Here is a 25,067-nt window from a genome sequence, read left to right as displayed (position 1 = left end):
GCGACGGCACCACCGACGCCTGGGGCGGCATTATCGGCGGAAAGGTCAGCTTCACCTACAATTCCGGGCCGGTGACGGCGTCGCTGCAAAGCGGCGTGGCGACCATCACCGATGGCGGCTCCACCTGGACCAGTTCGCTTTCCGACATCAATGAACTGGAGGGCTCGACCGCCGCCGACGTGCTGACCGGGCGCGGCACCGGCTGGTCAGCCCTCGAGGGCGGGGCGGGCAACGACATCCTGACCGGCTCGGCCACCGGCTCCGTCCAGGCCAGCTACAAGCACGCCGGGGCGGGCGTCACCGTCAACCTGAGCGGCTCCGCCTGGAACGGCGCGTCGCCGGGCTGGGGCATCGAATCCTATTACGTCAACGGCGTCCTGACCTCGGGCACCGACACCCTGAACAATATCCACGGCGTCAAGGGGTCCGCCTTCGCCGACAAGATCAAGGGCGGCGACGACACCTCGGCCGGCGTCTACTACGACCTCGCCGGCGGCGGCGGGGCCGACACCCTGGTGGCGGGCGCCGGCAAGACCAACTTCCGCGTCAACCTCGCCGACAATGCCACGGTGACCGGCGGGGCATCGACCGATTCCATCGCCTTCGAGGATTTCACCTCCGGCACGCTGAACAACGCCACGGCTTTCGCCAACGTCACCAACGTGGAGACGCTCCGCCTGTCGGGCGGCTCGCTCTCCCAGGCGGTGGTGCTCGACGCCACCAGCACGTCCGCCGGCATCAACCGGGTGGACGCCTACGGCAACACCGGCGACGTCGCACTCGATGCCTCGTCCCGCACCAGCGCGGTGACTCTTAACACCGGTTCGGGCGCCGACACCCTGACCGGCGGTTCGGGCAACGACGCGCTCAGCGGCGGCGCGGGCACCGACAAGGCGGTGTTCCACGGCAATCTGGCCGGCTACCGGATCAGCAACGGCAACGGCACCATCACGGTGACCGATACCGACACCACCAACGGCAACGACGGGACCGATACCCTGGTCGGAATCGAGAGCTTGGTGTTCGCCGACGGCACGACCCTTGGCGTCAGCCCGGGTCAGAGCGCCACCAACATCTCGGGCCTGGCGTTTACCGGGGCCACCGGCTCGGGCGTCACCATGGGCTATACGGCGGCGAACGCCATGACGGTGGAGGCCTCGGTCAAGTTCAACGCCGTCAACGCGAACGAGCGGCAGTTCGTACTGTACGGAACCTCCTCGGGGGCGTGGGATTCGGGGACCTTCTCCCAGACTGCCGGCAATCATTCGACGGATATCTGGATCGACCCGACAACCCATCACTTTGTCGCCTATCTTTGGGACGCTGCCGCCAACGCCGGCGTCATGGTCGAGGGAACGACCGTCGCCCAGGCCGGGCAGTGGTACGATCTGGCCCTGTCGGCGCAGAATGGCGGCCATCTCAGGCTTTACGTCAACGGCGTCGAGGAGGGGACCGCCGCTTCGGTGCTGACCCAGTCCACCAACGACATGTTCGTCATCGCCGCCAACGCCAATGCGGCTGGGGGCGGGGTGACCAATACCGGCCTGAACGGCGAGGTGGCCGGTGTGGCCATTTGGGACAGCGTGCGCAGCGGTACCCAGATTCAGGCGGATTCCCAGGCTATCCGGGGCGGTTCCCTATCGGGAAGTAACCTGCAGGGCTATTGGAATTTCAGCAACGCCAGCAATGGAGCCATTTCACCGACGGCCGGGACGGGCTCGGTAGCTTCGGTGAACAACGCCACGGCCTTCACCGAGGTGCTGACCGGCGCTACCGGCGCGGCGCTGACCGGCTCGGCCGCGGCTGAGACCCTGGACGTCGGCAGCGGATTCGCCACCATCAATGCCGGTGACGGCAACGATGTCATCAGGATGGGGGCCGCCGATCTTCAGGCTGCCTCTACGGTGATCGGCGGCCTTGGGTCAGACACCCTGGTCGTGACCGGCAGCGGCACCCTGGGGCCGAGCGAGTTCAACAAGCTGAGCGGTATCGAGCAGGTCGCCTTTACCGGGGCCGGCCCCTTCACCGTGCTGGGCGGTTCGGGCGCCGACACCATTTCCGGCAGCTCGGGCAACGACATGTTCAACGGCGCCGCCGGGGCCGACGGCATGGCGTATTCCGGCGCCATGGCCGGGTATCGCCTGGCCGTGTCCGGCAATTCGCTCAAGGTCACCGACGTCAACACCGTCGATGGCAATGACGGCACCGATTCGCTTCGCAATGTGGAGACGCTGCACTTCTCCGACGGTTCGCTTTCCATCTCGGGCGGCGTCTCGGTCAGCGCCACCGGCGCGGCCACCCTGGTCAACACCTTTGTCACCGACAACCAGTGGCGGTCGGCGGTCACCGGGTTGAAGACCGGCGGCTATGTGGTCACCTGGGACAGCGTCAATCAGAACGGGGACAGCCTCACCGGCGTCTACGGGCAGGTCTACAATGCCGACGGCACGCCGCTCGGCGGCGAGATCCACCTGAACACCCATTATACCGGCGAGCAATGGTCCGTCCATCTGGCGCCGCTCGACAATGGCGGCTTCATGGCCGTCTGGCACAGCAGCAGCCAGGACGGCGACGATTACGGCACCTATGGCCGGATCTACGGTGCCGATGGTTCTCCCGTCGACGGTGAATTCCGCATCAACGATCAGGCTTCTGGCTGGCAGGGCTGGCCCGAGGTGACGGAACTGGCCAACGGCAATATCGCCGTGGTGTTCTCGGCCGCGGACTCCTATGGCGGGCAGACCTTCACCGGCCAGAAGATGAGCTTCGTCAAGGTCTACGACCCGGACGGCGTGGTCGTGGTCAACGAGTTCCCGGTCTCGACCTCCAACCTCTGTTCCAGTGGGACCGATGCCACACCAGCCATCGCGGCGCTGTCCGATGGCGGGTTCGTGGTTTCCTGGACCACCGGCGGCGGTGCCACCGCGGACGTTTTCGCCCATCGCTTCAACGCTGCGGGCCAATCCCAGGGCGGCGACATCGCGGTCAATACCACCACGGCGTCCGACCAGTGGGCCCAGAAGGTGGTCGGGCTGGCCGGCGGCGGCTTCGCCGTGGTCTGGCACAGCTTGGGCCAGGACGGAGCGAGCAATTTTGGCGTCATCGGCCGGGTCTTCGACGCCAGCGGCAATCCGGCCAGCAGCGAGTTCATCGTCAACACCACCACCACCGGCTGGCAGGCCTATCCCGTCATCACGGCGCTGCCCGACGGCGGCTTCCTGGCGGTGTGGGACAGCACGACGGATAATGTAAACCACAATGTCTACGCCCAGCGTTTCGACGCCCTGGGCAACAAGCTGGGTGGCGAGATCGCCGTCACCAGCGATGCGTCCTACGCCGGCGAGCGCCATCCCGCCGTCACCACCCTGGCCGACGGCAGCGTGGAGATCACCTGGACCGGGGCGGATGCCAGTGGCAGCGGCACCTACTCCCGCCACTTCGCGGTGGACTATGCCACCATCACCGGCGGGGCCGGCAACGACACCATCTACCTCAATGGCGGCCATGTCGCCGTTCTGGACGGCGGGGCCGGCAGCGACCGGCTGGTGGGCGATGCCGGCGACAACCTGTTCAAGCTGACGGATCTTTCCAGCGGCGATACGGTAACCGGCGGGGCGGGCCACGACCTCCTGACGCTGAACCTGACGGCCGGCGGCACGGTGGCGGACAGTACCTTCGCCAATGTGAGCGGCATCGAGGAACTGAGTCTGTCCGCCATGTCGGCGACGACCCTGACCCTGGGCACCAACGCCACCGCCGCCGGCATCGGGCTGCTCGATGCGTCGGGCTCCAGCGGCAGCATCACCGTGAACCACGCCAGCGGGACCGATACGCTTTATGTCTACGGCGGCGCGGGCAACGACACCATCACCGGCTCGACCCTGGCGCCCGGCCTGGGCGACGTGGTGGATTTCAGCCATGCCTCCGGGGCGCTTACCGTCAACCTGACCACCGGGACCGCTTCGGGAATCGGCGTCGGCACCGACACGCTAAGCAACATCCATGCCGTGGTGGGCGGCAATTTCGGCAACACCCTGATCGGGTCGTCGGGGGCCGACATGTTCTTCCTGACCGGCGGCGCGGCGCTGGGGGCCAACAACACCTTCACCGGCGGCCAGGGCGCCGATCATCTGACCTTCGACGCCACCATGGACCTGCGGGGCGCCTCGGTGTCGGGAATCGAGGTGATCAATTCCCTTGGCGCCCTCGATCTGACCGTCGGCATGTCGCAACTGGTGGCCTGGAAGAACTCCGTCCTGGCCGAGGGGACCTCGTTGGCGGCCACGATTGATTTCGGCAGCTATGTCGGCGCCAAATCGCTGACCGTCACCGTGGACGGGGCGGGCAGCCTGAACGACATGGTGGCCTCGGGCCAGCTTGCGCTGAACAATCTGACCGTCACCGACCGTCTGGTGATCGATGGCTCGGCCATGGGGACCGGCCTGACCCTGGTGGAAAACGCCGGGATGGCTCTCACCACCATCCTGGGGGGCAGCGGTGGCGACACCCTGACCCTGGCCACCGCCTTTACCGCCCAGGCGGGCACCACGCTCAACGGCAATGCGGGCGCCGATACCCTGGTTCTGGGCGGCGGCGGAGGGGCCTACGACCTCAACCTGGCGGCCATCAGCAATTTCGAGACCCTGACCGCCGGGGCGGGCACCACCACCCTGTCCGTCGGCATGGGACAGCTGGCCGGTCTGGCCATCGACGGCGGCGGCACCGGCGCGGCGCTGATCCTGGACCTGCACCTGCCCAATGGCGGCGCCAGCTTCGACGCCAGCAACCTCAATCTGGTGAATTGGGGGGCGGAGGATACGCTGCGCATCACCGGCGGCGATGGCAACGACACCATTACCGGCTCGGCCCAGGGCGACGTCTTCAAGTTGAGCGACGGCACCGATACCATCAACGGCGGCGCCGGCGACGACATCCTGGACCTCTACGGCATGACGGCCGGCGTCACCGCCGACCTCTCCACCGGCACGGTGATCACCGGCAGCGGCACCACGGTGCTCAATTCGGTGGAAGAGATCGCCGACACCGGCTTCGTCGATAGCCTGACCGGCGGCACGGGCGGCGATGTGTTCCGCCTGCACGTCGGGACCCACGAGGCGGATACCGTCAATGGCGGTGCCGGCGGCGATACCGTGCAGATTCTGGGCAGCGGCGACCTGCGGGCGGTCCAATTCGACAGCATCGAGACGCTGGCCATCGGCGGCGGATACTCTACCGTGGTGACCCGCGCCGCCCAGTTCGGTGCCGGGCTGGCCACGACCCTGGCGCTGCAGGGCATCGGCCAGCCGACCGGCAGCCAGCTGGAGATCAACGTCACCACCGCCGGCTTCGACGCCTCGGGCTTCACCTTCGCCAATTGGGGGGCGCTGACCGACTGGACCCCCGCCGACGGCAATTACGTCAAGCTGAACGCCTCGGAGGCCAGCGGCGTGGTCACCCTGACGGGCGGCACCGGCGCCGATTACCTGTTCGGCTCCAGCTACAACGACACCCTGATGGGCGGCGTGGGCGTCGACAAAATGATCGGCGGCGACGGCAACGACGTCTTCAAGTTCATGGCCAATCACGCCGAGGCGGGCGAGATCATCGACGGCGGCGACGGCAACGACACCATCCTGCTGCAGGGCGGCAACAACCTGCGCGGGGTGAGCATCACCGGCGTCGAGACGCTCAGCCTCAACGGCTATACCGCCTTCATGAACACCGCCGACGTGCCGACCACGTCCATCTCGGTGGTGGCGGGTTCGGGGGTCGATACCTTCGCCCTTTACGGCGACGAGGTGATCGGCACCGATTTCCGGACCAAGCTGGGCTACCTCGCTTTCACCGGCTTCAACGGCGCCGGCGGGGACAAGATTTCCTTCATCGGCGGTTCCGGCGACGACGTCCTGAAATCCACCCTCAACATGGACGTCCTGTCGGCGGGCGACGGTAACGACACCCTGATCGCCACCGGCGGGGCCGACACCATGCTGGGCGGCGAGGGCGACGACGTCTTCGACTTCACCGTCGGAACCCTGAATGTGGGGACCAATTCCACCATCGAGGGCGGCAACGGCTACGATACCCTGCTGCTCAGCGGCACCGGCCTGTCGGGCATGGGGTATTATAATTTCGGCGGCAGCTATCTCACCCAGATCACCGGGATCGAGAAGGTCCAGCTGGGCACCGTCGCCAATTACTACTTCGACGGCGGCGTGCTCAATGGCCAGGCCATCGAGTTCGCGGGAACCAACGCCTATACCCTGAACCTTCAGGGGACGGCGACGGTGATGGATGCGTCGCAGTTCACCTTCACCGGCACCCAGCCGACCAAGGTGAACTTCACGGTCACCGGCTCGTCCGCCGCCGATTACACCCTGGTGGGTCATGACGGCGCCGACAGCATGTCCGTCGTCACCTCGCTGACCGGCAACCATACATTCACCGGCGGGCTGGGCAACGACACCATCACCGGCAGCACGCTGAGCGTCGGCGACATCGCCGTCTATGCCGGCCCGGCCGCCGGCTACCGCATCGTCGGCGGCACCTATCTGATGGTGACCGACACCGATACGGTCGGCTTGGACGAGGGCACCGATTCCCTGACCTCGGTGGATGTCCTGCGCTTTGGCGACACCACGCTGGGAATCGCCGGCAGCGACACCAACCTGACCGTGACCGGCGGCGTGGGGGGCGATACCTTCACCATCGGCGCGGGCGTGGTCTCGGTCGAGGGCGGCAGCGGCACCGACCGGGTGACCCTGGCCCATGCCACCAGCGCCAACACGGTGCTGGGCACCAGCGGCACCACGCTGACCGCCGTGGTGAGCGGCGTCACCACCACGCTCACCAATGTGGAGACGCTGGTTCTCTCGGACGGCGTCAGCATCCAGGCCGGCTCCACCTCCATCATGGGCGGCAGCGGCAACGACATCATCAATCTGGGCGACGGCTTCACCTATGCCGACGGCGGGCTGGGCAACGACACCATCACGGCGTCGGGCGCCACTCCCGTCACCCTGGACGGCGGGTCGGGCTCCGATACCCTGGTGGGCGGTTCGGGAACCGACCAGTTCCGCCTGGCCGATTTCAGCGCTTCCGATTCCATGGATGGCGGCCTGGGCGCCGATACCCTGACGCTCAGCTTCACCGCCGGCGGCGTGGTGGCGGCCTCCGCCTTCACCAACGTGCACAACATGGAAACGCTGATGGTGCTGGCGTCCGGCTCGCCGGTCAGCATCGAGTTCGGTTCGCTGGCCTCGGGGGCCGGGTTCAATACCCTGGACGCCCATCTGTCCTCGGCCGACGTGGCGGTGAACGCCACGGGCTTCGGCGGTCCGGTCAATTTCATGGCGGGCCTGGGCAACGACACCTTCGCCGGCGGAGCGGGCTTCGCGTCGGTGCATCTGGGCTACAGCCTGGCCGCCAGCTCGTTCGCCTCATCGGGCGGCACCCTGTCGCTGGTCAACGGCGGCCAGACGGACAAGCTGTCCGGCGGCACCCTGAACCTCACCTTCACCGACGGCGCGGTGACCGTGGTCAACGGCGCCACGCTGGTCGGCAGCGGCGGCAACGACACCCTGACCATCGGGACGGGAATCGATTGGGTCCAGGCCGGCTTCGGCAACGACAGGATCTGGTCCACCAGTGGCAACCACACCTTCCAGTTCGGCTGGAACGAGCTGGACCAGAACGACACCATCTCGGCGTCGGGCGGGACGAACACCATCATGTTCGTCGCGACCTCGGGCAATCTGAGCATCAGCGACATCCAGTTCACCGAGGTCACCGGCGTGCAGACCATGAAGGTCAATGCCGGGGCCAACAACGCCAGCCTTCTGTTGGGCAGCGAGGCCCAGGCGGCGGGCATCACCCGTGTGGATGCCTCGGGGACCAGCGGCACGGTCTCGCTCGATACATCGACCATGACCAACGGCCTGGTCCTGGACGCCGGATCGGGCACCACCAGCTTCATGGGCGGCACCGGCACCGACGCGGTCCAGTTCCAGACGACGGAGGCCTCCGCGGTCTTCAGCGGTTCGGCGGGCAGTCTGCACGTCAGCGGCGGCAGCCAACTCTACGCCACCGGCGTGGAGCAACTGCGCTTCGGCGACGGCAACACCCTGACGGTCAGCAATAATGCAAGCCTGCTGACCCTCACGGGCGGCAGCGGCAATGATGCCATCACGGTGCTCGACGGCATCGCCAGCATCGATGGCGGGCTGGGCAACGACACGATTTCGGCGGCCAGCGCGGTGACCGCCCTGACCATCGACGGCGGGTCGGGGTCCGATACCGTGATCGGCAGCTCGGCCTCCGATCAGATCCGTCTGTCCGATTTCACCTCGGCCGATTCGATCAATGCCGGTCTCGGCAACGATACCCTGACGCTCTCCTTCACCGCCGGCGGCGTGGTGGTGGATTCCGCCTTCACCAACGTGCAGAGCGTGGAAGCGCTGCGGGTGGCGGCGTCGGGCTCGCCGGTCACCATCAATTTCGGCGCGCTGGCCTCGGCGGCCGGCCTCAGTGCCGTGGACGCCAGCTGGTCCACCGCCAACGTGACGCTGGATGCCTCGGGCCGGGGGACGGGCGCCACCTTCACCGGCGGCAGCGGCGCCGACACCTTCATCGGCGGCGGCGGGATCAACACCTTCTCCATCCAGGGCGCGGCCAACACCACCATCACGGTGAGCGGCGGCACCACCACCGTCATGAAGAACGGCGGGCCGGCCGATACGCTGTCCGGCAGCAACATGTGGGTCGATTACGGCGCGGGCGACCACGTGTCGGTGAATTCCGGCGCCAGCCAGATCATCGGCGCCATGGCCGACGACAATCTGGTGGTGGGGGCCGGCGTGACCTATGCCGACGGCAGCTTCGGCAACGACACCGTGACCCTGATGAGCGGCGGCCGGACCCTGGCCGTCGATGGCGTCGAGACCCTGATCGGCGGCACCGGCGACGACAAGGTGACGCTCAACGGCATGTTCACCGGCGGCTCCATCGACATGGGCGCCGGCAACGATACCCTGATTCTCACCAACCTGAACGCCAACAGCCTGTCCGACAGTGCCTTCGCCAACGTCCACGGCGTGGAGACCCTGACCCTGGGCGGCGGCCTGTCCACGGCCACGCTGAGTCTGGGAGCCCAGGCGGCGGCGGCGGGCGTCGTCACCCTGAACGCCGTGTCGGTTTCCGGCACGGTGGCGGTGAATGCCTCGGCGATGACCTCGGGCCTGACCGTACAGGCCGGCAACGGCACCACCAGCCTGATGGGTGGCGCGGGCAACGACAGGCTTGCCCTGCTGTTCTCCGAGGGGGCGGCAACCATCAGCGCCTCGGCTGGCAGCCTCGCGGTGACCGGCGGCGGATCGCAGTTCGCCTCGGGTGTCGAGCAACTGACCTTCGGCGACGGCAAGACCCTGGGGGTGAGCACCAATGGCGCGGTCGTCACCCTGACCGGTGGGACCGGCGCCGACGTCATCCGGGTGGGCGGCGGCATCGCCACCATCGACGGCGGGACAGGAGCCGACACCCTGATCGGCGGCGCGGGGGCCGAGAGCTTCCGTCTGTCCGATTTCACCAACGGCGATTCCGTCAATGGCGGCCTGGGCAATGACACCCTGACGCTCAGCTTCACCTCGGGCGGCGTCATCGCCGATTCCGCCTTCGCCAATGTCCAGGGGATCGAGTTCCTGGCCGTGTCGGCGAGTGGCGTGGCGACCTCGCTGACTCTGGGCACAAATGCGTTCAACGCCGGGATTGTGGCCGTGGACGCCCAGTTCTCCACGGCGGCCGTCACCCTGAACGCCCTGGCCGACGCCACGGTGCAGACCCTGATCGGCGGGTCGGGCGCCGATACCCTGATCGCCGGCAGCGGCGGCGACACCCTGACCGGCAATTCGGGCGGCGACGTCTTCACCTTCAGCGCGGGCACCGTCTCGACGGCGGCGTCCACGGCGGTGGTCACCGACTTCGTCTCGGGGGCCGACAAGATCGATCTGTCGGCCGGCGGCGCGCTGACCTATGTGCAGACCATGCCCTGGCAGGGCACGACTTCGGCTACCACCGCGCTGTTGAACAGCCTGGGCGGCGGCACCATGGTCGGTTTCATGACCGATGGCACCGACGGCTGGCTGGCGGTGAAGGGCGGCACCCTGGACGGCACCCTGATCAAGCTGGCGGGCGTCACCACTCCTCCCGCCCAGACCGACATCACGGGGGTCACCGGCGTCTACGGCGGCGCCAATCCCACCCTGAGCGCCGAGCATCACGCGGTGGCCTTCAACGGCTACAACTATCTGTCCTCGCTGGCCAATATCAGCACCCAGACCGACAACGTCACCATGGAGGCGTGGGTCAAGTGGGACGGCACCAACCACGGCGCCGGCCAGTTCATCGCCTATACCGGTGACGGCTCGAGCCGCGGCTACGGCCTATACGCCAGCCCCAGCGGCGCGCTCGGCTTCATGGCCGGCGGCGTGGTGGTGTCGGCTCCCTCCACCGCCCAGCTGATCGCCGGGCAGTGGCAGCACGTGGCATTGGTGCGCACCAACGGCGTGTTCAGCATCAACCTGGACGGCACCTCCCATACCGTGCCCAGCTCCACCGCCTCGGTCGGCGCGATCAATGCCGGCTCGGACCGCACCTATGTGGGCAATGCCGGCATTGGCGGCAGCGAGGGCTTCCACGGCGAGATCGCCGATTTCCGCCTGTGGAACACCGCAAGGACGGACGCCGAGATCTCCGCCTCCATGAACGATGTGGTGACCAATACCGATCCCGATTGGACCGCCCTGGCCGCCTATTGGCGCATGAATGCCGGCAGCGGCGTCACCATCGCGGATTCCTCGGGCCACAATTATGTCGGCGTCTTCGACGGCGGCGGCCTGACCGGCCCGGCCCAGGCCCAGTGGATCGACGACGGGGCGTGGGCGCTGTCCAACACGGTGAGCGGCCACGTGCTGGTGGATTCGCCCCTGCCGGTCAGCCTGAGCATCGCCACCGGCACCCTGGCGCCCGCCAACGGTTCGGTGACCATCAATTCCACCACCGGCGTCTGGCAGTACACGCGCAGCAATTTCGGCGCGGCCAGCGACACCTTCGTCGTCAAGGCCGACAACGGCTTCGGCGGCGTCACCCAGCAGACCATCACCCTGTCGTTCAACGACCAGCCGGTTCTCAATGGGCCGAGCGTCAACGTGACGGCCATCGGCGAGGACCCGGTGAGCAATCCCGGCATGCTGGTGTCCGCCCTGCTCGCCGGTCAGGTGACCGACACCCATATGGCCTCCAGCCACGGCATCGCCGTCACCGATGCCTTCAGCGCCAACGGCACCTGGCAGTACAGCCTGGACGGCGGCGGGACCTGGGCGGCCATGGGCGGCAGCCTGACGGCGGATTCGGCGCGCCATCTCGACGGGGCCGCCAAGGTGCGCTTCGTGCCCAACGCCGATTTCAGCGGCAACGCCACCTTCTCGTTCAAGGCCTGGGACGGCACCAACGGCGCCGTCAGCGGCGGAATGCAAAGCACCAACGCCTATGGCGGAACGCTCAGCGCCTATTCCAGCACCCAGGCCACGGCCAATCTCATCATCGGGGCGGTGAACGACGCGCCGTCGGCGGCGCAGCCGGGCGGCTCCATCTCCTACACCGAGGGAGCCGTGGGCGTCAGCCCGTTCGGCTCGGTCACCATCACCGATATCGACAGCGCCTCGCTGAGCAGCGCCACCATCGCCATCAGCGGCGCGGCGGCGGGCGACACCCTGTCCTTCGCCAATCTGTACGGCATCACCGGCGCTTTCGCCAACGGCACCATGGTGCTGTCGGGCTCGGCCAGCCTGGCCAATTATCAGGACGCCATCCGCTCGGTAACCTATTCCAACGGCAGCGACACCCTCGGCAGCGGCCTGCGCAATCTCAGCCTGACGGTCAGCGATGGCACCGCGTCCAGCAGCGCGGTCTCCTCGACCATCACGGTGACCGGCGCCAACGACGCGCCGCAATTGGCGCCGCTGACCAATACCGTGGGAACGGCGGTGCAGCTCAACTCGGTCAACTGGGCCTATTCCGACCATCTCGCCCGTCTCAGCGACGGGTCCATGGTGGCGTCGTGGGGCGGCTCCATGGCCGGATTCCGCCTGATCGACCAGACCGGCACGCCACAGGGCACGAACATCCAGCTGACCGGCGCCATGGCGCCCTCGGCCAATTCCTGGGTGCGGGCCACGGTGGCGCCGCTGTCCGGCGGGCGCTTCGTGGTGGTGGCGGACAACGAGTTGCAGGTGGACGCCTTCATCTTCAGTTCGTCCGGAGTTCTGGAGGGCAGCCGCATCACCATCTCGGCGGCGGCCAGCAACACCAACCATCACCATCCCTCGGTGACGGCGCTTTCGGGCGGCGGCTTCGCGGTGTCGTGGCGGAATCTGGATTCCAACGGCACCCCCACCGGCAGCGTCTCGCTCAAGGTCTACAGCGACGCCGGCACCGGGGTGGCGAGCGTCTCCCAGGTCAACACCAATGCCGCGCTGGTCAATTATCCGACCAATTCCGTCATCGATCTCGGCAACAACAAGATCGCCGTGCTGTGGGCCACCTCCAACTCGACGGGGGGCAACGCCCAGGATATCGACGGCCAGATCTTCTCGCTGAGCGGCGGCTCGCTCACCCCCCTGGGCGGCGAGTTCCGCGTCAATTCCAATGTCGTCGGGGATCAGGTCGAGCCTCAGGCCACCGCGCTGGCCGACGGCAGCTTCGTGGTGGCCTATGCCGACGCGTCGCCCCATTTCCGCCACTTCACGGTGGACGGCAGCGGCAACGTGACCGGTGGGGCCGAGATCACCCCGACCGCGGCCATCTCCCCGGCGCCGTCCAATGTCGGTTTCCCGACCGTGCTGGGGCTGGCCGACGGTTCCTTCGTGGTCGCCTGGCGGGCCTATGTGAGCAGCCCGGCGGAAACCAAGGTCATCGTGCAGCATTTCGCCGCCAACGACGCCCAGATCGGCGACACCGTGGTGATCACTCCGCCGTCCAGCATCAATTGGGGCGAGCCGGTCGGCATGGTGCAGATGGCCGATGGCAAGGTGGCCCTGGTCTATCCGGGCGATGCCAACAGCAACGGCCACGCCGATGCGCTGTTCCGCACCATCGAGTTCGGCGGCCCGACGGTCAGCACCTGGACCATGGCCGAGGATGCCGCCCCGTCGGTTCATCTGGTCTCCGAGCTTCTGGCCAAGGTGACCGATCCCGATGGCACCGGGCTGCCCAAGGGCATCGCCATCACCAGCGCGAGCACGGTCAGCGGCCTTTGGGAATACAGCATCGACGGCGGCACCAACTGGGCGGCCTTCGGCACGGTGTCGGGGGCGGAGGCCCTGCTGCTGGCGTCCACCGACAAGGTGCGCTTCACGCCCAACGCCAATGCCTATGGCGGCGGCGTGACCTTCTCCTGGCGGGCCTGGGACCAGAGCGACGGCTCCGTCCACGGCACCAAGGCGAACATCACCCTCACCGGCGGCACCTCGGCGTTCAGCGCCGACACCGGGACGGCCAACCTCACCATCACCCCGGTGGAGGATGCCCCGGTGTGGCAGGGTGCGCTGGTCGCCGGTTCCACCGTGACCTCGTTCTCGGTGGCCAACGGCGGGACCGTCGGCGGCAGCCTGCTGGCGACCGATTCCGACGGCGACGTGCTGACCTTCGCCCTGTCGGGCGGCACCAAGACCGCCCACGGCACCCTGACGGTGACCGCCGGCACGTTCAATTACCAGGCCGATGCCGGCTATGCCGGCAGCGACACCTTCGTCGTCAACGCCAGCGACGGGCACGGCAACACCGTCGCCCAGACCTTCACCGCCAATGTGGGCTATGACGGCCACACCATCACCCTGGCGCCGCCTTCGCTGATCATGGGCCAGTCGGGGACCTTCACCCTCAACGAGGCCTATCTGCGTCCGAGCAACGGCATCCAGGTGGGCGATTCCAATCTGGTCTACACCCTGGGCTCCGTCCCCGGCTCGGGCACCCTGCTGAAGAACGGCGTGTCCCTGGCGGCCGGCGGCACCTTCACCCAGGCCGACGTCAACGCCGACCTGATCAAGTACGTGGCGGCGGGCACCACCGGCACTTCGTCGTTCAACTTCACCATCAGCGACGGCATCGGCGGCACCATGGCCACGGCCAGTTCGGTGTCGTTCACGGTGAACGCCACCAATGCCGATCCGGTCCTGACCCTGGGCACCGGCGTCTTCGCCGCCCGGGGCGCCGTCGCCAGCATCATGAGCGGCGGCATGGGGCTGAACGCCACCGATGCCGATGGCGGCCCGGCCGCCCAGCTCAGCTACATCATCACCGACCTGCCCGATCACGGCGTGCTGGTGAGCAACGGCCGCGTGCTGGCGGTGGGCGACGCCATCAACGCCGCCGACCTCAATGCCGGCGGCACCCTGGGCCTCAACTATTACAACGACGCCTCGGCCCACATGTCGGATTCGTTCCAGGTGCGCCTGAGCGACGGCCAGAACACCCTGGCGCCGCAGACCGTCTCCATCACCGTGCAGCCCATCAACCAGGCGCCGGTGGCGGGAGCGGGGGTGGGCTATGCCCTGTCCATGACCGGCAGCGATGCCGGCGCGCTGACCGTCAACGACGGCGGCAAGCTGGCCTTCGCCGACGCGGTGACCCTGGAAGCCTGGGTCAGGCCGCAAGCGGCCGAGGTGGCCGACCGGATGCATGCGGTGGTGGCGCGCGGCGTCACCGGCGGCGGCGTCGAATACGGCCTGTACATCAAGGAAGGTGTCACGGCCGGAACCTATACCCTGGTTCCGGTGGTGGGCGGGGTGGCCCTGACCGTTACCGGCGGCACCACCTTCACCGGCACCTGGCACCACGTGGCGGCCAGCTTCGACAGCGCCGGGGTGGTGACCCTGTACCTGGACGGTGCCGCCTACGGCACCGCCACCATGGCCGCCGCCCCGCTGCCGGTCAGCGACAACGGCAATCTTGGCATCGGCAAGCCCGTGGGCAATCTGGGCTATGCCTATAACGGCGAGATCGACGAGGTGCGGGTGTGGCATGGGGTGCGCACCCAGGCCGAGATCGCCGCCAACATGAACGCCACCCTGCACGGCTACGAGGCGGGCCTGTCGGGCTACTGGCGCTTCGACAGCGGCAGCCAGAATCCCATGGACCACAGCGTCAACGCGCTGCCGGCCACGGGCGGCGGCAGCCTCGCCTATACCTATGCCGAGCGCGGCGCCCCCACCTTCACGGTGAGCAACGACGGCGCCCTGACCGGCACCCTGACCGGGTCCGATCCCGACGGCCAGGCGCTGACCTATTCCATCCTCAGCGGCTCCATCAGCGGCCAGCCCAGCCACGGCGTGCTGACGCTCGATCCCGCCACGGGGCAATTCGTCTACACCCCCGATTACGGCTTCTACGGCACCGACACCATCAGGTACACGGTGCGCGACGGTTCGCTGACCTCGATTCCGGCGGTGGCCAAGCTGGTGGTGCAGAGCCCCGGCAACCACGCCCCCATGCTGCGCGGCCTGTCGGCGGCCAACGATGCCGCCTATCTGGACGGCACCAGCAGCTATGCCGCCGGATCGCTGCTCAAGGAAGACACCGGCAACTTCACCCTGGAAGCCTGGATCAGCACCCGCGACACCACCACCGGCACCCGGATCATCCTCGGCCAGGGCAATTCCACCGCCGGGACCTCCGGCACCTTCGCCCTGGCCCTGGTGGACGGCAAGCTGACCTTCCTGTCGCCGGACACCTGGAACGGCACCACCTGGACGCTGCAGGGCAGTACGGCCCTGAGCGACGGCCAGTGGCACCACGTGGCCGTGGTCCGCGATGGTGGCGTCTACCGGCTTTACGCCGATGATCAGGTGGTCGACACCGTGGTGGTGGCGACGCCCACCGCCCAGCCGGCGGCCACCGACCTGATGGTCGGCGGCATGCACGGTGCCGCCCAGGTTCCGGTGGAAACGGCGACGGCGTTCAGGGGCCTGATCGACGACGTCCGGGTCTGGGAAACGGCCCGTACCGGCGCCCAGGTGGTGACCGGCCAGAGCCAGCAGCCCGGCGGGTCCGAAACCGGCCTGCTGGGGGCGTGGACCTTCGACCATGTGGGCGGCTCCGGGCTGGTTCCCGCCGTCAACGCCGCCGGGCCGGACCTGGTTCCGGTGGGCAGTGCCAGCGTGCCGAACATCGTCGACAGCCAGGCCATGCATTTCGATGGTTCGGCGTCGGCTGCCATCACCATCGGCAATTCCATCGCCCAGGGCAGCGGTCCGCTCACCTTCGAATCCTGGATCAAGACCAGCTCCGCCACCAACCAGACCATCGTCTTCGTCGGCCAGGATGGCGTGAATACCGGGATGTCCCTCTACGTGGCGTCCAACGGCAAGCTCGGCGTCGGGCAATCCCAGAACGGCGCCATCACGCTTGGCACCGCGACCGTGGCCGATGGCCAGTGGCACCATGTGGCCGGCGTCGTCGCCAGCAATGGAGTGGTTACCTATTACGTCGATGGGCAACTGGACGGTACCGCCACCATCAATGCCTACAACCTGACCGGTCCGGTCTATCTGGGCAATTCGGCGGCGCCGGGCACCTCCGCCCAGAACTTCAACGGCGACATCGCCGGGGTGAAAATCTGGAGTGCGCTCCGCACCCAGGCCGAAATCCAGTCCGACATGGGACCGGCCCTGCCCGGTACCCAGACCAACCTGCTTGGCGCCTGGACCATGCAGGACGACCAGATCGTCAACCTGACCGGTCCGGTCCCCACGGCGATCGGCTCCGTCACCGCCACCGACGGGCCGCCCACGGATTCGCCCACCGGCGGCGACCATCTCACCACCCTGGCCGGTCAGGCCGTCCAAGGCAGCGTGCTGACCTACGACCAGGACGGCGGCAGCCTGACCCTGAGCGTTCAGCCGAGCGGCTCGCCGCTGCACGGCACCCTCAGCCTGGAGGACGGGCACGGCTTCACCTACACCCCCGACGCGGGCTATGTGGGAGCCGACACCTTCACGCTGCGGCTGACCGATGGCACCGCCACGGTCACCAAGACCTATTCGGTGGACGTCGCCAATCCCGTGACCGTGGAGGGCGCCGCCGATCGCACCGGTGTCCTGTTCGCCGAAGGCACCGGCAAGGCGGCCAGCATTCATCTGCCCGGCGAGGTCTTCGCCGAGCAGCAGATGAGCATCGAATTCGACGTCAATCTGAGCGCCGCCGGAACCCAGACGCTGTTCAGCCTGGGCTCTGGCGCCATGGCGGTGCTGAAGGCCACGGTCGATGCTTCCGGCCATCTGGGTCTTTACGTGGATCAGGATGCCAGCGGCAACGGCGCGGCCCCCATCGGCGGCGCGAGCATCACCGCCTCGTCCTGGCATCACGTGGCCATCAACTATGATTCCGGCGTGGCGCGGCTTTATGTCGATGGCGATTTCGCGGGCATGGCCGTCGATACCACGGGCGGGACATCGGCCCTGACCTCGCTGTCCTCCATGGTGGTCGGTGGCGAGCTGACCGGCGGGACCGTGTTCAGCAAGGGCATGTTCGACAACCTCAAGATCTGGAACACAACCCTCTCGGCCGCCCGGATCGAGGCCGGCAGCACGCTGGATTCCCCGCTCACCCCCGGCCTGATCGGCCAGTGGGACTTCGACAGCGACCACGGCAGCGGCACCGGCAACGACGTTGATTCCAACGCCTACCTGAACCTGGGCAGCAGTGGCCACGTGGCCGTGCCGCCCCTCAGGGCCGCCCATTTCGACGGCAGCGACAGCGTGGGCCTGACCGGGCTGAATACCGGCTCGTCGCCCATCACCTACGAGGCGTGGTTCCGCACCACCTTCAATTCGGCGGGCGTGGCCGAGACCATCCTGGAGATCGGCACCAGCGGCACCAACAACGGCGCGGCGTCGCTCTACGTCAAGGATGGCCTGGTCGGATTGCTGGTCCAGGGCGGGACCTGGACTCCGTCCACCAGCATCGTCAATGACGGGTTGTGGCACCACGTGGCGGCCACCGTGTCGGGCACCACCACCACGCTCTACGTGGACGGGGCGCCGGAAGCGGTCAACACGAGCGCCACCTACGGCGCCGGCGCGCTGGCCATCGCCGGCGGCACCGGGTCCATCGGCAAGAATCTGGCCGGCGCTCAGGCCTTCACCGGCGACATCGGCGAGGTCCGGGTGTGGAACGAGGCGCGCGGCGCCTCCGAGATCCAGTCCAACATGAACGCCGATCTCAGTGGGCACGAGCATAACCTGCTCGGCTACTGGAAGCTGGACGAGGGGACGGGCACCACCGCCTACGACCTGACCGGTCTGCACAACGGCACCTATGCCGCCGGGGCGAGCTGGATCACCAGCGCGCATGTGGACGTGGTCGACAGCGACCGCCAGACCCAGGCCTTCACCTTCGACGGCGCCAGGTACCTGTCGGCGGGCGACGCGCTCGACCCCGGCGCCGGCGACTTCACCATGGAAGCCTGGGTGAACCGCGATGCCGCGACCGGGACCGGCGATTTCGTCATCCTGGCCAAGGAAGGGGCGGGCTCGACCGAGCCGGGACTGGCGCTTTACCTGCACAACGGCGTTCCCACGCTGCGGCTCAACGGCGTCGATGTCCTGCAGGCCGGCACCACCACCGCCGGCCAGTGGAGCCATATCGCGGTCACCCGCGGCGGCGACCAGTACACCCTTTACATCGACGGCCTGCCGGTGAAGAGCGTCTCGGCGCTGCAATCCGACGTCGCCAACAATTACGATCTCACCGTCGGCGGCCGCAGCAACCTGAGCGGCATCAGCCTGGATACCGCCACCGCCTTCAAGGGGCAGATCGCCGATATCCGCCTGTGGAACGTCGAGCGCAGCGCCGAGGACATCTTCCAGGAGATGCCCGGCAACGACGCCATGGACGAGGGCCTGCTGGCCTCCTGGCTGGGGACCGGCCTCGCCGACGCCTCGGGCAACGGCAACGACCTGATCCTGCCCACCGGCGTCACCAACGTGGTGCAGAGCGCCGCCACCCTGCAGGTCTACGACGACGGCATCAACGTGCCGCGCGGCGGCCAGTATCACGGGGCCCTGGTGGCCCATGACGCCACCGGCGCGTCCATCACCTATTCCGTGGGGACCCAGCCCACCAACGGCACAGTCACCATCAGCTCTGACGGCAGTTTCGTCTTCACGCCCAACAGCACCTACGAGGGGCTGGACAGCTTCACCCTGGTGGCCACCGCCGGTGGCGTGTCCACCAGTCAGGTGGTGGCGGTGCGGATCGAGGACCCCACCGAGATTCTCGGCGCCCGCCAGCACATGGGCCAGCTGATCCTGGACGGCACCAACCACGCGCTGGTGGATAGCACTGGCGATCTGTCCGGCCTGGGCTGGGGTGATTTTACCCTGGAGGCGTGGATCGATCCGACCGCGGCGGCCCTGACCGGCGAGGCGGTGATCCTGTCCAAGCAGTACAACCAGGGCAGCTATATTTCCCAGATGCGGCTGATCCTGATGGACGGCCATCTGGCGTTCATGGCCAACGATACCGCCCATGACGGAGGGCTCTACCTTTCCGGCACCGGCTATCTGCTGCAGACCACCCAGACCGTGACCGCGAACAGCTGGAGCCACGTGGCGGTGACCCGTTCGGGCGACACCTTCACCCTGTTCCTGGACGGCGAGGCCGTGACGTCCTATTCCATGGCCTTCAACAACCTGTCCAACAACGCCGACCTGATGGTCGGCCAGGCCATGGCCTCCGGCAGTGCCACCAACGGCTTCGAGGGGGCCGTCAGCGACGTGCGGGTGTGGAGCTACGCCCGTTCCGCCTACGACATGGCAACCAATTACAACCAGGTGCTGGACGGCGACGAATCCGGCCTGATCGGCTACTGGAACGGTCTGGGCGGCGCCCAGGACCTGTCGGGCAACGGCCATGATATGATCCTGCCGTCGAGCAATCCGCCGGTCCTGGCCGTGGTGCCCGAGATGGCGGCCCATTTCGCCGGCAGCACCCGCATCAATCTCGGCTCCTCGGTCGGCCAGGGCGCCGGGCCGTTCACCTACGAGGCGTGGATTCGCACCACCGACGTCTCGCAGGCGCAGATGATCTTCACCGCCGGCTCGAACGTGGACGGACAGGGCTTCTGGATCTACTCCAGCGTGGACGGAAAGATTCATCTGGCTGCCGCCGGGGATGCCGGATCGGTCGCGGGCAACAGCGTGGTGGCCGATGGACTTTGGCATCACGTCGCCGTCACCCTGACCAACATCAGCGGCACCGCCGCGGCCTATACCATCTACGTGGATGGCGTCGCCGACGGGACGGGAACCATCGGCGACTACAATGTCTCCGGCGCCGTTCAGCTTGCCACGCGCTATGACGGCCCAACGGCGCAATTCATCGGCGACATGGCCGAGGCCCGCATCTGGAACGGCATTCTGTCTCCGCCCCAGGTCACCGCCGCCATGAACAACGAGCAGACCGGGGCGGAATCCAGCCTGGCCGGCTATTGGCGCCTGGATACCGCCAGCGGCGGCGTGGTGCAGGACGCCACCACCGCCAGCCTCAACGACGGCACGGTCACCGGCGCCCTGACCTTCGTGCGGACCGACGCGCCGCTCTACGACGACGTGGTGCTGGCCGCCTATGGCTCGCCCTATCACGGCACGCTGGAGGCCATCGCGCCGACCAGCACAAATGGCGACGTCACCTGGGCGGTGGCATCCGGCGGCACGCCGGCCCACGGCACCCTGGCGCTCAATTCCGACGGCAGCTTCACCTATACCCCCAATGCCGGCTGGCACGGCGTGGACACCTTCAAGGTGGACGCGGTGGGCAGCGACGGCAACCACACCGTCAAGACGCTGACCATCCGCACCGGCAGCCCGGTGGACTTGGTTGGCGCCAGCGCGGCGGGCAAGGCGCTGCAGTTCGCGGGCGACGATTATGCCCAGGCGTCGGGCATCAGTCTGATGAACCAGTCGTTCAGCTGGGAATTCTGGACCAACAAGGACGCCCAGGGCGGTTCGCCCACCGCGCAGGTGGCCCTGGCCATGGGGACCGGCGGCAATGGCGGCCAGATTTTCGTCGGCTTCGATTCCAGCAACAACATCCGCTTCTCGCTGGACGGCAACAGCGGCGGCGTGACCTACAACGCCGGGGGCGATGTGGGCGCCTGGGTCCACTGGGCCGGCACCTACGACAAGGACGGCAACCAGCTGATCCTTTACCGCAACGGCTTCGAGGTCGGCCGGGTCACCGCCGGTTACGACTTCACCGGCAGCGGCACCCTGGAACTGGGTGGGGTTTCCGGAACCGGCAGCTATGTGGGCCTGATGGATCAGGTGCGCCTGTTCAGTGACGTGCGCACGCCGTACGAGGTCCTGCGCAGCGCCATCCGGGATCAGGCCTCCTCCGCCGACAACCTGATCGCCGAATGGGACATGAGCGCCCTCAAGACCCTGTCCGGCACCACCACGTCGCTGGTGATGGATTCGTCGGGCTTCAACCACAATCTGACCCTGGGCACCGGCGCCTTCGCCCCCGCCCTGGCCGACGTGGCCGGCAAGCCGCCCATCTACGCCGAGGTGGTCACCACCGCCGAGGACACCGCGCTGCAGGGAACCCTGTACGACACCTTCGGCGGCTCAACCTCCAGGCCCACCTGGGCCAGCATCGCCCAGGGGCCGCAGCACGGCACCCTGACCCTGAACGGCACCCAGACCCTGGGGACCCTGTCTCTCACCGGCGGCACCTACTTCCTGAGCGGCAGCGGGCTGGCCACGCCCGGAAGCTACACCTACACCCCGGACGCCAATTACTTCGGCTCGGACTACTTCGTGCTGGCCATCGACGACGGCAGCGGCAACCTGACCTACGGTACGGTGGGCGTCGGGGTGACCTCGGTGCGCGACGCGCCGGCCCTGTCCGGCCTGGCCGATTTCAGCGTGGCCCTGAACGGCAGCCACACCCTGGGCCTGCAGGTCTCCGACGAGGTGGGCGCCCTGGCCGGCGAGACCCTGTCCGTCACCCTGGCGGCCAATCACGGCGGCATCGAGCTGGTGCGGACCGGTGGTCTCACCTTCTCCACCAATACCGTCAACGGCGACCACACGGTCACCGTCACCGGCACGCTGGACCGCATCAACGTGGCCCTGCAGAACGCCGTCTACCATTCCGATCCCCTGTGGAGCGGCGGCGACACCATATCGCTCAGCGTCACCGACGCCTATGGCGGCCAGACCCTGACCTCCACCGGGACCATGGCGGTCAGCCTGTCGGGTTCCGGCAACATGGCACCGGTGATCATGCCGGTGCGCGGCTTCGCCACCCTGAGCAGTTCCAGCGCCCACATCACCGCCGGAACGGTGGCCAGCACCGCCGTCAGCAACGTCACCCTGGAAGCCTGGGTCCGCGAGGATTCCGGCTCGGCCACCAATGATCAGGCGATCATCGCCAACGGCAATACCGATACCAACGGCTACGGGCTGTTCATCAACAACGCGACCGACAAGCTGATGCTGATTGTCGGCAACAATGGCTATCACGAATTCGATGTCACCCTCAGCCACGGCAAGTGGCACCACGTGGCGGCGGTCCTGGAGGGTACCACCACCTGGAAGCTCTACGTGGACGGCGCCCTGGCCGGGACCTGGACGGGGGCGCCGGTGGCGACCGTTCCCGCCGGCAATTTCTACATCGGCAGCGACGTCACCACCACCAACGCCCTGCAGGGCGCCATCAGCGACGTGCGGGTGTGGAACACGGCCCGCAGCCAGTCCGAGATCGTCGGTTCCATGAGTACCTACCTCACCGGCGGCGAAGCCGGTCTGGCCGGATGGTGGAATTTCGAGAACGGCACCACGGCCGTGCCCAATCTGGCCTCGGCCGGGACCTCGGGCGGCGTCGCCCTGACCGGCGGCGCGGCGGTGACGTCGGGCAGCGCCCTGCAGGCCATCGCCGGCGGCGGTGCCGTCACGGGAACCCTGGCGGCCTTCGACGCCGAGGGAACCGCCCTGACCTACCACTTGAGCGGCAGCCCGACCGTGTCGGGCGCCACCGAGACCCTGGTCAGCAGCTATGGCACCATCGCGCTGAACACGACCACCGGCGCCTACAGCTATACCGCCACCTCGGGGCAGACCGGGCTGGACGTCCTCACCTACACGGTGACCGACGCCGCCGGGCGGGTTTCCACCCGGAACATCCGGGTCGCGGAGTACGACCACACGCGGACCTGGACGGGCTCGGCCACCCAGGCCTGGGACAACGCCGCCAATTGGGGCGGCACCCTGGCGGATTCCGGCGCCCTGGCCATCATCAGCGGCGGCACGGTCTACCATGTCGGCGGCAGCGACACGGTGGGCGGCCTGCGGCTGTCCGGTTCGACTCTTGGGCTGTATGGCGGCACCGTGGGTCTGAGCGTGGCCGGCGGGGCCGATTCCACTTCGACCCTCGACATCGCCGGCGGCACCCTGGCGCTGAACAACAGCGCCATGGTGTTCAAGGATTTCGGCGGCTTCAACTTCACCTCCGGCGGCCTGACCGGCGGCGGGACCATGATCACCTACGGCTCCGCCACCCTGGCCGGCAGCGGCATGACCGACCGCCTCGACGCCAAGCTGATGCTGACCAAGGGTGCCAACATGAACGGCGGCACGCTGACCGGCAGCGGCACCCTCAACCTGGCCGGCGGCACCATGGCGCTGTCCGGCATCGGCAACAATATCGGCGTGGCCTTCCAGAACGCGGCGGCGACCTTGCTGCTGGTGTCGGGCAATGCCTTGGACACCACGGCCTCCATCGAACACGCCTTCGAAAATCGCGGCACGGTCGAATTGCTGGGAACCGGCGGCGGGTCGGCTTCGCTGGCGGTTCACGACACCCTGACCAATTACGGCACCATCCAGGCCGACGCCGGGGCGACCTTCACCTATGGCCTGTCGGCCGAGGAGCTGATCAATTACGGCGTGATCAAGGTGAACGACGACCTGAGCCTGACCACGGGAACCTTCGACAACCACGCCACCCTGACCCTGGGCGGCACATCGTCGCTGACGGTGGGCGACGGGGGCGGCATCGGCCATGCCGTCTTCGACAACACCGGCAAGATCGAGGGCAGCGGCACCCTGCACGTCTGGGACGCCGACTTCGTCAACCACGGCTACCTCACCCCCGGCACGGCGGGGGCGGCGGGCACCATGACGGTGGCCGGCGACCTGACCCTGGCCGACGATTCCCATCTGCTCTTCGATCTTTGGAACGGCAGCGCCGACCGGCTGTCCATCTACGGCTCGCTGACCCTGGACGGCGTTCTGGACCTCAACAGCCACGGGCTGATGTCGGGCACGCAGACGGCCATGACCCTGATGAGCTGGGGCAGCGGCAGCGTGTCGGGCGCCTTCGACGTGATCCAGGGCATCGATTACGTGGACGGCAACGGCAGCGGCTGGATCTGGGATCCGGTGATGACCTCCACCAGCCTGACGGTCACCGGTCATTCCGCCACGCTGCTGGGCAGCAGCGGCTATTACAACGGCAGCGCCGGGGCCGATTACATCATCGGCAGCGGCGGCAACCAGATCGTCCATCTGAACGGTGGCGACGACGTCTATGTGGGCCGCGGCAGCTACAACACGGTCGGCGTCTCGGACATGAACTTCGACTTCCTGGACGGCGGCGCCGGTGGCGGCAACACCCTGCTGTGGGAGAATTTCAACGGCAACCAGTTCGACCTCTCGTCACTGTGGGCCAACGCCCTGCAGAATTTCGACGTCCTCGACCTGAGCGGGGCCAGCAACAACAGCGCCGTCCTCGACCTCGCCCATCTGCAATCCATGCTGAACGGCACCAACGCCATCACCGGCACCGCCAACGCCCTGGTGGTGATCGGCGCCGACCGGCTCAGCCTGAGCGACAGCGGATGGCAGGCCAGCGGTACCGCCCAACTGACCGTCAACGGCCAGCAGGACAGCTATACCCAGTATTCCAACGGCGACACCCACGTTTACGTGGAGAGCCACACCCACGTCGGCTGA

At 67.7% G+C, this 25,067-nt stretch carries 1 protein-coding gene (running past one end of the window); it reads left to right on the top strand.

All coding sequences use genetic code 11. The features are described from left to right. Positions 1–25,067 carry the 3' portion of a LamG-like jellyroll fold domain-containing protein gene (locus ACV4UZ_RS13705; RefSeq protein WP_491601366.1) on the top strand. Its footprint begins 11,086 nt before the window's first position, so the window shows 25,067 of its 36,153 coding nt (coding positions 11,087–36,153); its start codon lies beyond the left edge, outside the window; its stop codon occupies positions 25,065–25,067.

This window comes from Paramagnetospirillum sp. (assembly GCF_058402745.1).
Note: the sequence above shows the minus strand (reverse complement) of the source record. Positions and strands in the feature narration are given on the sequence as shown.